Below are 14,917 nucleotides of genomic sequence, written 5' to 3'. Positions count from 1 at the left end.
CGCCCGGCCCACAACGCCGTTGAATGCGATGGGATGACGTCGGTTTGAGAACGATTCTCATTAGCGTTAGAGTTGCGGACATGACCTCGCTGCGACGATCCCTGCCTCTGCTCGGCCTGACGGCGGCATCCGCCCTCGTCCTTGCCGGATGCACGGGCACCGCGGCGGGCGACGACACTGCCGACGGCCGCCTGTCGGTCGTCGCCTCGACCAACGTCTACGGGCAGATCGCGGCGGAGGTCGGCGGCGACCTGGTCGACGTGACCTCGACCGTGACGAACGAGTCGCAGGACCCGCACTCCTTCGAGCCCAGTGCCCGCGACCAGCTCGTCGTGTCGAAGGCCGATCTCGTCATCGAGAACGGCGGCGGCTACGACGCGTTCGTCGACGCGCTCATCGAGTCCAGCGGCACGGACGCCCCCGTCATCACCGCCGTCGAGTACTCGCACGACTGGCCCGGCAACCCCGGCCACGCCGACCCGCCCGCGGCGGACGAGACCGACACCGCTGAGACCGATGCCGCTGCGACGGATGCCGCGACCGACGACACCGCCACCGACGGCGCCGACGACCACGCCGACGAGTCCGAGAGCCACGACCATGGCCACGATCACGTCGAGGGCTTCAATGAGCACGTCTGGTACGACCCGCACACCATCGCGCACGTCGCCTCGGCCATCGCGGACGAGCTGGGTCGGCTGAGCCCCGACGACGCCGACACGTTCATCGCCAACGCCGAGGCGTTCGGCGCCGAGGTCGAGAAGCTCGAAGCCGCGCTCGGCGACATCGGCGCCGCCCACGGCGGCGAGAAGGTCTTCGTCACCGAGCCCGTGCCGGTGTACCTCACCGACGCCGCCGGACTCGAGAACGCGACGCCCGAAGCGTTCAGCGAAGCGGTCGAAGAGGGGCAGGATGTCGCGCCTGCGACGCTCCTCGAATCCCTGGCGCTCGTGCGGGGCGGCGCCGTCAGCGTGGTCATCACGAACACCCAGACCGGCGGAGCAGAGACGCAGGAGATCGTCGACGAGGCCGATGGTCTCGGCATCCCGGTGATCGCGTTTTCGGAAACGCTTCCCGAGGGGGAGACTTACATCTCGTGGATGCAGGCCAACATCGAGGCGCTGAACACAGCGCTGCAGGCGTGACACCCGCGTCCGCCGGCGCCGAACGGCGCGTGGTGCTGAGCATCCGGGATGCCGCACTGCAGCGCGGCGACCGGGAGCTGTGGGCAGGCCTCGACCTCGACGTCCATGCCGGTGAGCTCGTCGCCGTGCTCGGACCCAGCGGGTCGGGCAAGACGACGCTGCTGCGGGCGATCCTCGGGCTCGAGCCGCTGTCCCGCGGCGAGATCAGCGTCGAGGGCGCACCGGTGGAGGGGCACGGCAGCCGCCGCATCGGCTACATCCCGCAGGCACGGCCGCTGCCCCGCGACACCTCGCTGCGCGGCCGCGACCTCGTGACCCTCGGCGTCGACGGCCACCGCTTCGGGCTGCCGATCCCGCGCCGCGGCGATCGTGCCCGCGTCGACGCCCTCATCGACGCCGTCGGGGCGCGGGAGTTCGCCGACCGGCCGGTCGGGCAGCTGTCAGGCGGCGAGCAGCAGCGTCTGCGCGCCGGCCAGGCGCTCGCCGACGACCCGCGGCTGCTGCTGTGCGACGAGCCGCTCACCAGCCTCGACCTCGCCAACCAGCAGGCCGTCATCGGCCTCATCGACCGGCATCGCCGCGAGAAGGATGCTGCCGTCCTGCTCGTGACGCACGACATCAACCCGCTCCTGGGCAAGGTCGACCGCATCCTCTACATCGCGAACGGCCGCTTCACGCTGGGGACGCCGCAGGAGGTGCTGCGCTCCGACGTGCTCACCGCGCTCTATGGTGCGCACGTCTTCGTGCTGCGGGCGGGCGACCGGCTCGTGGTGGTCGGCGCCCCCGACGCCGAGGCATCCCATCACCACCACGAGGGTGAGGGAGTCGCGTGAACTGGGGTGACATCGCGGACGCGATGTTCGGCGGCCTGCCGTACTACGGCGAGATCCTCGCGCTGGTGTCGAACTCGGTGTGGGCGGGCGCCGTCCTGGGGCTCGTCGGCGGGCTCGTCGGCGTCTTCGTCATGCAGCGCGACATGGCGTTCGCCGTCCACGGCATCAGCGAGCTCTCGTTCGCCGGCGCCGCCGCGGCCCTCCTCATCGGCTGGGACGTCGTGACCGGGTCGATCGTCGGGTCGCTCATCGCGGCCGCGATCATCGGCGTCCTCGGCGCGAAGGCCCGCGACCGCAACTCGATCATCGGCGTGCTGATGCCGTTCGGGCTGGGTCTCGGCATCCTGTTCCTCTCGCTCTACGACGGGCGCAGTGCCAACCGGTTCAGCCTGCTCACCGGCCAGATCGTATCGGTGCAGACGGGGCAGCTCGGCTGGCTGATCGGCATCGGGGCCGTCGTGCTGCTGGGCGTGCTGCTCATCTGGCGTCCGCTGCGGTTCGACTCGCTCGACCCGCAGTCGGCGGCGGCCCGAGGCGTGCCGACCACGGCGGTGTCGCTCGCCTTCATGCTGCTGCTCGGGCTCATCGTGGCCGTCGCCGTGCACATCATCGGCGCGCTGCTCGTGATGGCCCTTCTCGTGACCCCGGCCGCCGCGGCGATGCGGATCGCGTCGGGACCGCTGTCGGTGCCGCTGCTGTCGGCGCTGTTCGGCTTCGTGTCGGCGGTGGGCGGCATCCTCCTCGCGATCATGGGGACGCTCCCGGTGAGCCCGTACATCACGACCATCTCGTTCGCGATCTACGTCGTGTGCCGGGTGATCGGCGCGCGCCGCGACCGCGTGACGAGGGCGGCCGCGTGACCGCGGCAGGCGCCCGGCCCACGTCCAGGACCCGTCGGTAGACTCGCCGCCATGGTCCAGCGCAACACCTGGCAGCGCGAACGCGTGCGCGAAGCGCTCTCGGACGCCCGTGGCTTCGTGAGCGCCCAGTCGCTGCACGCCACGCTCCGTGACGAGAACACCGGCATCGGGCTGGCCACCGTGTACCGCACCCTCGCCGGGCTCGCGGCGCAGGGCAACGCCGATTCGCTGCAGAGCCCCGAGGGCGAGGCGCTCTACCGGGCGTGCACCAGCACCGGCCACCACCACCACCTGATCTGCCGCTCCTGCGGACTGACCGTCGAGATCGAGGCGACCGACGTCGAGCAGTGGGCGAAGCGCACCGCCGAACGCCACGGCTTCCGCGACGCCGAGCACGTCGTCGATATCTTCGGGCTCTGCGGATCGTGCGCCGCGGCCGCCGACGACCAGCGCGACGCCGAGCGTGACGCGCACTGACCCCACCACACGGGCGCGCTCGGCAGCGCACGATCACGCGACGACGACGGCAGCCGCGCCCGGGCCGTCCGGGCAGGCACGCGCCGCGCTGTGGCTCGGCGTGGGCCTCGCGCTCGTCGCAGGTCTCTTCCTCATCGACTGGCTCGCGCCCACGCTCTTCCCGGCATCCCTCCCGACCCGTGCACAGGATGGGCTGACCCTCGCGATCAGCGTCCTCATCGAGTCGCTGCCTTTCGTGGCGCTCGGCGTGGTGCTGTCGATCGTCGTGCAGGTGTGGGTGCCCCCGGGCGTCATCGAGCGATGGATGCCGCGGCGCGCGTGGCCTCGTCGCGCGGTGCTGTCGCTCCTGGGCATGATCGTGCCGGTGTGCGAGTGCGGCAACGTGCCGTTCGCGCGCGGCCTGCTCATGCGCGGCTTCTCGGTGCCCGAGACGCTGACGTTCCTGATCGCGGCGCCGATCGTGAATCCCATCGTGATCCTGACGACCCATCAGGCGTTCGGGTTCAGTGACGGCATCCTCGTCGCGCGCATCCTGGGCGGGTACGCGATCGCGAACCTGATCGGATGGCTGTACTCGCGGCATCCGTCTCCTGACGCGCTCCTCACCGACCGCTTCCGCGAGACGTGCGAGCTCGTGATCCACGAGCCCGGAGGCAAGTGGCGCCGCACCCTGGCGCAGTTCGTGATCGAGCTGCGCGCCGTCATGCCGGCCCTCATCATCGGCTCGGCGCTCGCCGGGGCTGTGCAGGTGCTCATCCCGCGCGACGCGCTCCTCGCGATCGGCTCGAACCCCGCCCTGTCGATCGTCGCGATGATGGCCCTCGCGATGGTGGTCTCGATCTGCTCGAACGTCGACGCGTTCTTCGCGCTGTCGTTCGCGTCGACCTTCACCCCCGGGTCGATCGTCGCGTTCCTGCTGGTCGGGCCGCTCGTCGACGTGAAGATGCTGGCCCTCATGCGCACCACCTTCACGTGGCGCACCCTCGGCGGCATCGTGGTCGTGGTGCTGCTGTCGGCGTTCGCGATCGGAACGGCGGTGAACCTCCTTGCGTAACGCCGGATTCGTCGGCACGCGGTGGCTCGGAGTCGGGCTCGCCGCCGCGCTCGCCGTGGTCACCCTCTCGCTCGCGCTCACCGATCGGCTCGGGCTGTACATCAACCCCGACTCCACGTGGTTCGCCGTGTCGATGGCCGTGCTCGTGCTCGTCGGCGCCGTGGCGTCGTTCGCGCTGCCGCTGGGTGCCGAGGCCGACCACGGCCACGACCACGGTTCCGCCTCCGCGGCCGGTGACGAGCACCAACTCCTCACCGTTGGTCCGCCGTCGCGGCGATCGGCCCAGAACGGGCGAACAGGCGGCGATTCTGAGGAGTTGGTGCTCCCCAGCGGCGATGCCGGGCGCGGTGACGAGCTCGAGCACCATCCCGAGCGGCATCCCCTCGGTGTCGCGGCGACCGTACTGGGCGGCGTGGCGGCGTCCGGGGTGGTCGTGCTGACGCTCGTGCTGCCGCCAGCGTCGCTGTCGGCCGAACTCGCCATGTCGCGCGACGTGGGGGCGACCCCGCTCTTCGGCGGCGCCGACGCCATCCAGCTCGCCTCGACCGGCGACACCGCGTCGTTCGGCGTCGGCGACTGGGCCACCGTGTTCGCGACGGCGACGAACCCCGACGCATTCGACGGCGACACGATCGAGCTCACCGGCTTCGTCACCCCAGCGGACGCGGCCGGCGGCGACGACGCCTTCGACCTGACGCGGCTGGTCATCACGCACTGCGTCATCGACGCGCAGCCCGCGAGCCTGCCGATCGTGGGCGCCGCGCCCCCGCCCGACACCGGGCAGTGGGTCACGATCACCGGCACGGTGCGCTCGTCGTCGGATGGGCGCCTCGTGGTCGACGCCAGCGCCGTGGAGGAGATCCCGGAGCCCGAGGACCCGTATGAGTACTGACGCCTCCTCACGGCGCGGGCACTCGCGGCGTCGTCGGGGCCGCGCCTTCGTGGTGACGTTCGGCGTCGTCGTGGGCCTGCTGGCGGTGCTGGGCCTCGCCGGCGCGGCGGCGAGCGTCGCACAGGGACCTCGGGTCACCGAGACGTCGGTTGATCCGGCGGCGGCGGCCGCGGCATCCGGATCCCGTCTCATCGTCACCACCACGCAGTCGCTCGCCGAGGTCGACGCGTCGCAGGTCACGATCACGCCCGAGACGCCGTTCGCCGTCGACACGTCGGGGCGGAGCGTCGGCGTGCGGTTCACCCTGCCGCTCTGGGACGACACCGAGTACACCGTGACCATCGAGGGGGTCGCGTCGCTCGGGGGCGGGCCGACGGCCACGATCACCGAGAGCTTCCGCACGCCACCGGCAGAGGTGTACCTGCTGCAGCGCGGCACGAACGACGGCGACCTGATCTATCGCACCGACCTGAGCGGGCAGAACGCGGTGCCAGTGTTCCGGCACCCGCACATCGAGGACTTCCGCGCGACCGGCCAGCATCTCGTGGTGTCGGTGCGTACCGACGACGACGGCAGCGACGAGGGCAAGGCGGGCCTCATCGTCACCGACCTCGACGGCACGCACGCCCATGACCTGCCGCTGCCTGTCGAAGAGGGCAGCGACGGCTACGTGTCGAACCTGCAGACAGCGGACCGGGGCGAGCGCATCGGCTACCTCTTCTCGGACGCCCATCTCGACGCCGATTCCGGCCGCGAGAGCCGTCTGTTCACGGCGTCGCTCGCAGATCCCGACGCCGATCCCGTCGCGATCGAGATCGAGGGCGCCGATCCCCGCGTGGCGGAGTGGCGCTTCGTGCCCGACACCGACAGCATCCTGCTGCTGTCGTTCGACGGCTCGCTGCTGCTGACGGGGTCGGATGCCGCGGCCGGCGCTCCGACCGCGCTCGGTGCGGCGATGACCATCGAGGGCATCGCGCGCGGCTCGAGCGAGGCCGTCGTCGACCGGGTGGAACAGGCCTCGGTCATCGACCTCACCGACGCGAGCGAGCAGCAGCTCGTGACGCCCGACGTCGACCTCGGCGGCACGAGCTCGGTGACCCCGCTGCCCGACGGCTCGACGATCCGGACGGCGGCCGTGCTCGACGGCGACGGCATGCCGACCGGGCGCACCTCGGTGGCGCGGGTGGGCGCGGACGGTGCGACGACCATGCTCACCGAGGTCGGCGAGACGGATGCCGTGATCCAGGTCTGCGTGTCGCCCAGCGCGCGCTACGTCGCCCTGCTGGTGGCGCCGAACGCCGTCTCCAATCGGTATGACACCTACCAGCTGCCGCTTCCGACACGGCCCGAGACGCGCATCCTCCAGATCGCCGATGGGGAGCCCGTCATCGCCCTCAACGGCAGCGCGATCTCGTGGTGCCAGGTGCCGCCCCGCTGACCCTTCGACAAGCTCAGGGACCGGTGGGCCGAGGCTGAGGGACCAGGCGGCCGGGGCTCAGGCACGGGTGGCCGGGGACCGGGTGTCCCGGAGCTCAGGGACCGGGCGGGCCGGACGCGGCCTCTTTCGGCGCGGCCGGCACGGGGATCTTCGACGGCAGCCCGGTCGACAGCAGGAGCGCGAGCACCGTCAGCGCGAACACGAAGAACAGCGACTGGCGGAGCGACTCGACCTGGGTGTCGGCGTAGAGCCGCGCGACCTCGGTCGCGGCGTCGGGGTCGGCTCCGGCATCCGTCAAGAGATCCTCGGCCTGCTGCTCGGAGATGATGGGCGCGCCCTTCGAGGCGCTGGCCACGACCTGCTCGCGCACGTCGTCGGGAAGCGTCGTGCTCTGCTGCACGGCGGCGGTGAAGCCCGAGGTGAGCAGCAGGATGAACACCGAGCCGACGATCGCGGTGCCGAAGGACGAGCCCAGGTTCTGGAACGTGCCCTGCAGCCCGCCGACCTCGGAGGTGTCGGACTGCTCCACCGCCGACATGTTGACGTTGCCGAGCTGCGAGGCGAGCAGACCGAAGCCGGCACCGACCACGAACATGCCGGTCGCGAACAGCCAGTCCGCGAGCTCCGGCTGCACGGCGACGAACACCAACAGCACGCCGACGCCGAGCGTGAGCTGTCCGATGCGGCCGAGGTTCCGGGCGGAACGGACGGTCGACAGCCGCGAACCCAGCACCGAGAAGAGGATGAGCCCGAGCGACAGCGGCAGGATCTTGAGGCCCGTCTGCAGAGCGTCGAAGCCGAGGATCGTCTGCAGGTATACGGGGATGACGAAGAACAGCGCGGCGATCGCGAAGTACTGCGCCATGAACATCGTGAGACCGCTGCGCAGCGCCGGGATGCGGAGCAGGCTGACCTTGAGGAGCGCCACTCTGCCGGTGCGCTCGAGCTCCTGCTGGCGTTTCACGAACAGCCACAGCACGACGATCGACAGCAGGATCATGTAGGCGACGGGCGAGATGCCGAGCGGTGCGAACGGCTCCCCGTTGATCTCGGGCGGATTGAGCGGCTCGAACCAGCCCCACGTCTTGCTCTGCAGGATGCCGTACACGAGGAGCGAGAGACCCAGGGCCGACAGCACGACGCTCAGCAGGTCGATGCGCAGCGTGCGGTCGCCGGGCATGTCCTTGATGCGCCCCGACACGATCAGCACGAGCGTCATCACGACCGCCTCGGCGACGAAGACGTAGCGCCACGAGGAGTACGTGGTCACGAGCCCGCCGATGAGGGGACCGGCCGCCGCGGCGCCGCCCGTCACGGCTCCGAGCACCGCGAATGCGACGACGCGCGCGCGGCCCTCGTAGTTGATCGCCGCGAGCGCCGCGATGGCGGGGATCACGAGCACCGCACCGAGGCCCTCGACGAGCGACCAGCCGATCATCAGGACGGTGAGGTTGGGGCTCAGCGCGGTCGTCAGTGAGCCGATGCCGTAGATGACGGAGCCGATCCGGAACGCGAGGCTGCGCCCCCAGCGGTCGCCGAGCTTGCCGCCGGTGAGCATGAACGCGGCCATCGTGAGCGCGTAGAAGGTGATGGCCGCCTGCATGCCGGAGATGTCGGTGCCGAGGTCGGCGGCGACGGTCGAGATCGAGACGTTCATCACCGTGCTGTCGAGCACCATGATGAACTGCGCGACGCTCAACAGGATGAGTGCGAACCAGTTCCCCATGCGCGAACAGTAGCGCCCCCGGCGACTCCGGCGAGATCGCCGGGGGCTCGGACCCGCGGACGTAGACTCGGCGGCATGGTGCGGGACCTGTGGCGAGCGGCGACCCGCGCCGACTTGCAGGGCCTTCCCGCCGACGTCGCGCCGAGCCTGCTCGGCGCCCGGCTCACGACCGTGGTCGAGGGTGAGACGGTGGTCGTGCGGCTCACCGAGGTCGAGGCGTACCACGGCCGCGGTACCGGCACCGTGCCCGACCCCGGCTCGCACGCGCGGATGGGTCCGACGCCGCGCAACGCCACCATGTGGGGCGAACCGGGGCATCTGTACGTCTACCTCAGCCACGGCATCCACTCGTGCGTCAACGTCGTGTGCGGTCCGGAAGGTGTGGCCGGCGGTGTGCTGCTGCGGGCGGGTGAGGTGCTGGAGGGGACGGATGCCGCGGCCCGCCGCCGTCCGGCGGCCCGCACGCCGCGCGACCTGGCGCGCGGACCCGGGCGGTTCGGGGATGCCGTGGGGCTGCGGCATCCCGTGCACGACGGCATCGACGCGATCACCGGAGCGCCGCATCACGGCGCGGTCGCTCGCCTCGAGCTGCTCGCGGAACCGCTCGCCGAGGTGGCGTCAGGCCCGCGCGTGGGCGTGGCCGGGGTCGCCGGCACCGCGGCGTTCCCCTGGCGGTACTGGATTCCGGGTGACCCCACCGTCTCGCCGTTCCGGTGGGGGCGCGGCGCACGCGAGGTCAGCGAAGCGATGTGACGGCCGTGATGGCCTTACGCAGCTGCTGCACCCGGCGCTCGTAGCGCGCAGCGATTAAGATCAGCACGGCGCCGCCGATCCCGAGCCACAGCCACCACGGCACGTCGATGTACGACGTCGATATCCACGGCCACAGCTGCGCGACGCCGTGCACGAGCACCACGGCCGAGCCCAGCACGAGGGGCGCCTGCAGCGCGAAGACCGCGCCGACGACCACGAGTCCGACCGCGACGACGCCCAGGGCGACGATGCGCCACAGCTCGGCGTCGTCGAAGAAGTCGTAGAGCAGCGACGGCAGCAGCAGCAGCGCGAGCCACGGACCGAGCGCGGGCCAGGTCCGCGACTGGGGCCGGCGCCGCAGCGTGCGAGCCCCGTAGGCGATGCCGCCGAGGGCCGCCGGCACGGTCACGAGCTCCACCGGGTCGACGCCGAAGGCGAAGAACGCCAGCACGCCGAAGACGGCGGCGGCCAGAGCCGCGATGATGGCGGGCGCGGCTCCCAGGCGGTCGCGCCACACGGAGCCGACATACGTCGCCGCCGTCAGGACCGTCATGGTGGTCGCCGTTCGCACCTCGTCCAGGCCCGTGCCCGTCCCGAGCAGGATCAGCTCTGCCGCTGCCACGAGTACTGCGGCGACGGCGAGCCCGGTGCCGACGGTGATGTCCACGCGCCTCGAGGTCGTGGCGCGCATCGCGGCCACGGCGACCGCCACGGCGATCCCGGCTGCCGCGGTCACCCACAGATCCGCTTCGAACCCCCGATCGCCCGCGACGGCGGCGAACCGGACGCCGCAGCCGGTGGCCACGACGACGAGCCCGCCCACGGCCAACACCGCGCCCAGGGTCGCCCACCGCCGCAGCCCGAGGGCGGACGCCCCCGCCACGGCTGCCGCGCCGGCGATGGCCACGGTCACCGCGGTCGCGGCCGCGTCGTCGCCCCCACGCAGCAGGGTGGTCGCGGCCAGCAGGACGGCGGCGACCGCGGCGAGTCCCGCGGCGACGCGCGCCTCGGCGAAGGTCACGGCGGTAGCGGTGAGGCTCACCGCCACCACGACGGCACCCGCGGCGGCCGTGGCCGCGGCCGCGTCGCCGAGCTCGAACCAGGGGTCGACGAGCACGCGCACGCCCATCGCGAGCGCCGCGCCGGCGAGGATCAGCGCCGAGGGAACGCGCACGCGCCATGCGTCGGGAATCGGGGTCAGCGAGATCGCGACCGCGGCGATCAGCGCGATGCCGATGAGCAGCCAGACCCGGGCGGGCTCGGCCGATACCAGCAGGCTGGGCACGGTGGCGAGCACCAGCGCCGCGCACCACACGTACTGCTCGCCCGCCGACCAGTCTGACCCGGCGCGGCGGCGCCGCCGCACCGCCAGCACGGCTCCGAGCCCGCAGGCAGCGGCGACCGGCAGCGTGGCGAACTCGATCTCACGGGTGCCGCCGGCGAGCACCGACACCGCTGCCACGGCGAGGGCGCCGGTCAGCGCGGTCCATCGGGTCGCACGGGCGAACGGCACTCGGCCGATCCCGGCGGAGGCGAGGTGCGCAGCGAGCAGCACCGCGAGTGCGATGGCCACGACGGCGCCGTGTCCGACGGCGCCGAGCACCATGAACGAGGCCACACCGAGCGCGATCGGCGGCAGGCCGACCGCATACCCGTGTGACGACATCCGCTCCGGCCGGGCCCCTGCGAAGCCGACGCCTGCTCCGTACGCGACGGCGACGAGAAGCGCGAGCCACGCCGTCTGCCACGGCCAGGCGCCCGGTGTCCACGCGATCGCGAGATGGACCGTGACGAGCCCGACGGCGAGGAGGGCGACCGCCGAGCCGACGACCGCGGGTGGACGGATGCCGCGCAGCGGCGGTGCCGCGAGCAGCAGGCACATCCCTGCGGCGACGAGCGCCACGACGGTGCTGAACAGCGGCTCGTCCGCCGCGGACGTCAGCCCGAACATGCCCGCCGCGCCCCAGGTCGTCGCTGCGGGCCAGACGAGCCCCACCGTCAGCGCGGCGCCGATGGCCACGCTCGCCTCGGCGCGACGTCGCAGCCGTGCCAGGACGACGGCGAAGCCCGCCATCGCGGCGGTCACCGGGATCGCGTACGACTCCAGGGTGAAACCGGCGTCGGGAGTGCCGGCGCCGAGGAACGACCACCACGCCGCGCACGCCGCCACGGCCGCCGGCCAGACCAGGAGGCGTCGCAGCGCCGCGCCGACCGGGACGCCGGAGCGTCGCGTGGCGAATCGGTCGTCGGCCGGGTCGATCGCGGCGGGTGCGGCCCAGCCTCGGGTGACGGATGCCGCGCCGCACGCGACCGCGACCAGTGCGAGCAGCGCCCAGACGAGATCGGGGGCGATGCCCCAGACGATGCACAGTCCCGTCAGCAGCGCGCCGAGATCGGCGGCGGTGCGCGCGCGGAGCGGGGTGAGGGTCGGCGCTGCGGGGCCCGGAATGGGGGTCGGCGTCGCGGGGTCCGCGGTGGGCGGTGCAGCTGCCGCGAAGGCCGGGGTCGCTGGGGAGGCCGGGGCTGTCGGGGCGGCCGCAGCGCCGGAGGCGGCCGAGGGGGCCGAGGGGGCCGGGGCTGCGGAGGAGGCCGTGGCCGTCGGGGAGGCCGGAGAGGCTGGGGCTGTCGGGGAGGCGAGCATCGCGAGCGCGGCGGTGGCGAGGGTGACGAGCACCGGGCCGGCAGCCAGCACGAGCGTCGCCCAGGACTCGTCGCTCGCACCGGCCATGTCGAGCGCCGTATGTGCGAGCGACGCGATCGCCGGGGCGACGAGCAGGGCGGCGGCTGCTGCCGCGTGTCCGCGCAGCAGTGTGCGACTGATGGAGACGAGCACCAGCAGCGCGAGGAGCGCGAGCCCTCGCACCAGGCCCAGCACCGGTTCGCCGACGGCGGCGACGAGGGCGGTGGTGGCGGCATCCGTCGCCACGTCGTCAGCCGCGGCGACCAGCGTCCACACCAGCGTCAGCGTCGTGAGCGCGTAGCCCGCGACGGCGAGGCCGACGCGGCTCGCCCCGTCGATGCGCAGGAAGGCGGCCGCCGCAAGCGTCGCCAGCGCGACCCACTGCAACAGCACGAGCGCGACGGCGGGCCCGGAGCCGGAGAGACCCGTCGCCGCGCCGAGGGCGGCGGGCGCGATGATCGCGGCCACCACGCCGACCCCGACGGGTGCCAGGGCGAGCACGACGGCGAGCGGGCCGTCGGCCCGCCGGACGGCGCGCAGGACGACCGGGTAGCCGGCGGCGAGGGCCACCCCGACGAGCCAGAGCCAGGGGGTTGCCGTGCCGGCGGCGAATGCGGTGATCACGGCGATCGTGCCCGCGATGCTCCAGCCCTCGAGCGAGACCGCCCGGAGCTCGGGCGCCCGACGGGCGGTGGCTTCGGTCTGCGGGGTGTCCTCCGCGCTGGATCCGCCGGCACGGTCCGCCGCGGCGGGATCCCGCGCGTCCCGAGCGCCGTGCGTCGACGCGCGGGCGGCGCCAACGAGGCTCGCGACGGCGACGAGCAGGGCGGCGCCGACGAGTACCACCGGGACGGCCGTCCGCGCGGCCGCCGCGAGCAGGAGCACGGCGACGACCACGGCGCGGACGTCGCTCAGCACCAGCCGCCGCAGCGTGGGCGCGGCGAACAGGAGTCCGGCCATCGCGACGGCCGCCGCAGCGGACATCGCGGGAGCTTCGGGCGCCGAGGCCGGGAGGGTGAAGGCGTCCGTGTGCCACAGCGTCCATCCCGCGGCCACCGCCGACCGGGCCTGCATCAGCCAGGCGACGAGAACGCCCGCGATCGATCCCCCGGCGATGACCGCTGCGGTGAGGGCCGCGGGAAGCAGCCTGCCCGACGCCCGGCGCGCGCGGGCGACGTCCAGTGCGACCGCGATGACCACGGGCAGGACCGGTCCGATGAGCAGCGTGTAGAGGGGCTCCTCGAGCCGCAGGGCGAGCTGCCAGCCCGCGATGCCCGCAACCGCGGCCGCGGCGCTCGAGGCGACGCCGGCGATCACGACGGCCCCGGGAAGGGGTTCGACGCCGGCGCGCAGACGCGCGGCCCACGCGTGGGCGGCCCCCAGCACCGCGACCAGCACGCTCGACCACACGACCACGGGAGCCGCGTCGCCCGTCGCCACCGCGGCGGTCACCGCGGCGCCGATGAGTGAGCCGATCCCGGCCAGGGCCAGGATGAGACGCTCGGGCGTCCCGGCCGCACCCGGCCTCGCCGCCGACCACGGCGCAGGCAACGCGTGCGCGAGGCCGCCGACGGCGGCGCCGAGGAATCCCGCGGTCATGGCCTCGCCGACCGGGAGATCGACCAGGCCGCCCACGAGGAAGGCGACACCGGCGGGAAGCGCCAGCGATGCGGCGAGATCGGGACCGCGCAGCCCGGAGATCCTCGCCCACAGCCGGCACACGACGGCGACGGCGAGCGCCGCGACCCCCGCGTAGACCGCGGCATCCGTCGAGCCCGCCCCCCACAAGTCGTTGGCCCGCACCGCCCAGGCATCCAGCGCGAGCAGGCCGACGCCCAGCACGCCGATCGCCTCGGCCGTCGCCCCCAGGTCGCGCCGCCGCAGCCACGAGGCGAGGACCACCGTCGCGAGCGTGATGCCCCCGATGATGAGCGCCCGCATCTCGATGCCCGCCACGAACCACGCCAGCAGCAGGAAGAACACTGCCGCGACGCCCACGAGCGAGACGCCCACGATCAGGAGCAGCACCGGCACGGTCAGGCGCCGACGAGGAGCGGATGCCGTCACCCCCTGCGGTGCGGCGGGATCCGCGCCGGCGGGGGTCCATGCCGGCATGGGCTCCGGTGCGACCGGCGCCGTGCCGGCGTCGCGGGCTGATGTACGGAGCGGATCAGACGGCGGGGCCGCGGTCGGGGAGCTCCACCAGGCGGCATCCGTTTCCGGATCAGCCGGCAGAGCCGTGGTGTGGTCTCCCGCCGGCTGGGCGACGAGCTCGCTCGCCGCGGCCGGGTCGGCGGCGGTCGACGATGCGACCGCCGCAGGGGTCGCGGCCGGGTCGACGACGGCGCCGGTCGCGACGAGCTGCGGGATCGCGGCATCCGTCATCGCGGGGTGCACCGCTGTGAGCGACACGCTCGACGCCGAGGTGAGGCGGATCTCGTCCATCAGCTGCTGGCGCGCGAGCTCGACCGAGACGATCTGGCGGCCGAGCTCCAGCACACCGGCGGCACGAGGATCGGTCAGCTCGAAGCCGCACACCGGACACGTGGCCGCCGAGATGGCGGCGAAGCACGACGGGCACCGGTGCGCGTCGGCGAGATCGAACGGCGAGACCGGCCACAACCGGGTGTCGCCAAGCGGCTCGGTCATCGGTGTCGTCCTCTCCCGCGCTGGAATGACGAACATGCTCCACCTGCGGGAATCACGAGCGGGAGAGTTTGTAGACAACCGCAGGGGCCGCCGTCGTGCAGAAGGCTATCGTTGGACGACCTGTCAGGATGGATTCCGGCAACGGAATACGTCGATCAGCGCCGCGGATCCGGGCGCCGCACGCGGTGTCGTGCCGTGGAGACGGTGCTCGTCGGGGCTGGAGCCGGCGCCCGTCGGGGCCGAGACTCCGTGCGTGCTAGACTTGCTCTTTGTCTGCGCGCACTCCAGCACGCAGTTCGCACCCTCCCTCCTTGCCAGGCCGGTTCATTCCGGTCCCTGAGCTTGTCGAAGGGTGCAGACAAGGGATCTTGGGTGGGGCCGTCCGGCTCCACGGTACTAAGGAGACATCA

10 protein-coding genes are annotated in these 14,917 nt (G+C 72.9%); 8 read left to right on the top strand and 2 right to left on the bottom strand.

Annotation, left to right across the window (positions count from 1 at the left end; translation table 11 throughout):
• The first annotated feature begins 80 nt into the window (after positions 1 to 80).
• Genes NCG93_RS12775 through NCG93_RS12745 form a run of 7 tightly spaced genes read left to right on the top strand, consistent with a single transcriptional unit; the run spans position 81 to position 6,699 of the window.
• The gene (locus NCG93_RS12775; protein ID WP_194412273.1) at positions 81 to 1,145 is read left to right on the top strand and encodes a metal ABC transporter solute-binding protein, Zn/Mn family; all 1,065 of its coding nucleotides are present in this window, start codon (positions 81 to 83) and stop codon (positions 1,143 to 1,145) included.
• A complete protein-coding gene (locus tag NCG93_RS12770) occupies positions 1,142 to 1,978 on the top strand; it encodes a metal ABC transporter ATP-binding protein (RefSeq protein ID WP_194412274.1) in 837 nt (278 codons plus the stop codon). The genes NCG93_RS12775 and NCG93_RS12770 overlap by 4 nt, the downstream gene beginning before the upstream one ends.
• Positions 1,975 to 2,838 carry a metal ABC transporter permease gene (locus NCG93_RS12765; RefSeq protein WP_194412275.1) on the top strand — a complete coding sequence of 288 codons (864 nt, stop codon included), beginning with the start codon at positions 1,975 to 1,977 and terminating at the stop codon, positions 2,836 to 2,838. The genes NCG93_RS12770 and NCG93_RS12765 overlap by 4 nt, the downstream gene beginning before the upstream one ends.
• Positions 2,839 to 2,889: 51 nt before the next feature.
• Entirely contained in the window at positions 2,890 to 3,315 is a 426-nt protein-coding gene (locus tag NCG93_RS12760) for a Fur family transcriptional regulator (RefSeq protein ID WP_194412276.1), read from the top strand.
• Positions 3,302 to 4,369 (top strand): permease, encoded by a 1,068-nt coding sequence (locus NCG93_RS12755; RefSeq protein WP_194412277.1) that lies wholly within the window; start codon positions 3,302 to 3,304, stop codon positions 4,367 to 4,369. The genes NCG93_RS12760 and NCG93_RS12755 overlap by 14 nt, the downstream gene beginning before the upstream one ends.
• The gene (locus NCG93_RS12750; RefSeq protein WP_194412278.1) at positions 4,362 to 5,261 is read left to right on the top strand and encodes a TIGR03943 family putative permease subunit; all 900 of its coding nucleotides are present in this window, start codon (positions 4,362 to 4,364) and stop codon (positions 5,259 to 5,261) included. Before NCG93_RS12755 ends, NCG93_RS12750 begins: the two co-directional genes overlap by 8 nt.
• Entirely contained in the window at positions 5,251 to 6,699 is a 1,449-nt protein-coding gene (locus tag NCG93_RS12745) for a hypothetical protein (RefSeq protein WP_194412279.1), read from the top strand. The genes NCG93_RS12750 and NCG93_RS12745 overlap by 11 nt, the downstream gene beginning before the upstream one ends.
• Positions 6,700 to 6,793: 94 nt before the next feature.
• On the opposite strand, the gene NCG93_RS12740 is transcribed toward NCG93_RS12745, so the two are convergent.
• Positions 6,794 to 8,425 (bottom strand): MFS transporter, encoded by a 1,632-nt coding sequence (locus tag NCG93_RS12740; RefSeq protein ID WP_194412280.1) that lies wholly within the window; start codon positions 8,423 to 8,425, stop codon positions 6,794 to 6,796.
• Positions 8,426 to 8,500: 75 nt separating this feature from the next.
• Between NCG93_RS12740 and NCG93_RS12735 the strand changes: the two genes are divergently transcribed.
• Complete coding sequence (locus NCG93_RS12735; RefSeq protein ID WP_194412281.1) at positions 8,501 to 9,178, top strand: DNA-3-methyladenine glycosylase; 678 nt, start codon at positions 8,501 to 8,503, stop codon at positions 9,176 to 9,178.
• Here the strand turns inward: NCG93_RS12735 and NCG93_RS12730 are convergent.
• Positions 9,162 to 14,507 carry an SCO7613 C-terminal domain-containing membrane protein gene (locus NCG93_RS12730; RefSeq protein WP_194412282.1) on the bottom strand — a complete coding sequence of 1,782 codons (5,346 nt, stop codon included), beginning with the start codon at positions 14,505 to 14,507 and terminating at the stop codon, positions 9,162 to 9,164. The genes NCG93_RS12735 and NCG93_RS12730 overlap by 17 nt on opposite strands.
• Positions 14,508 to 14,917: the final 410 nt, after the last annotated feature.

Source organism: Microbacterium yannicii (assembly GCF_024055635.1).
GTDB classification, from domain to species: Bacteria; Actinomycetota; Actinomycetes; order Actinomycetales; family Microbacteriaceae; genus Microbacterium; species Microbacterium yannicii.
Note: the sequence above shows the minus strand (reverse complement) of the source record. Positions and strands in the feature narration are given on the sequence as shown.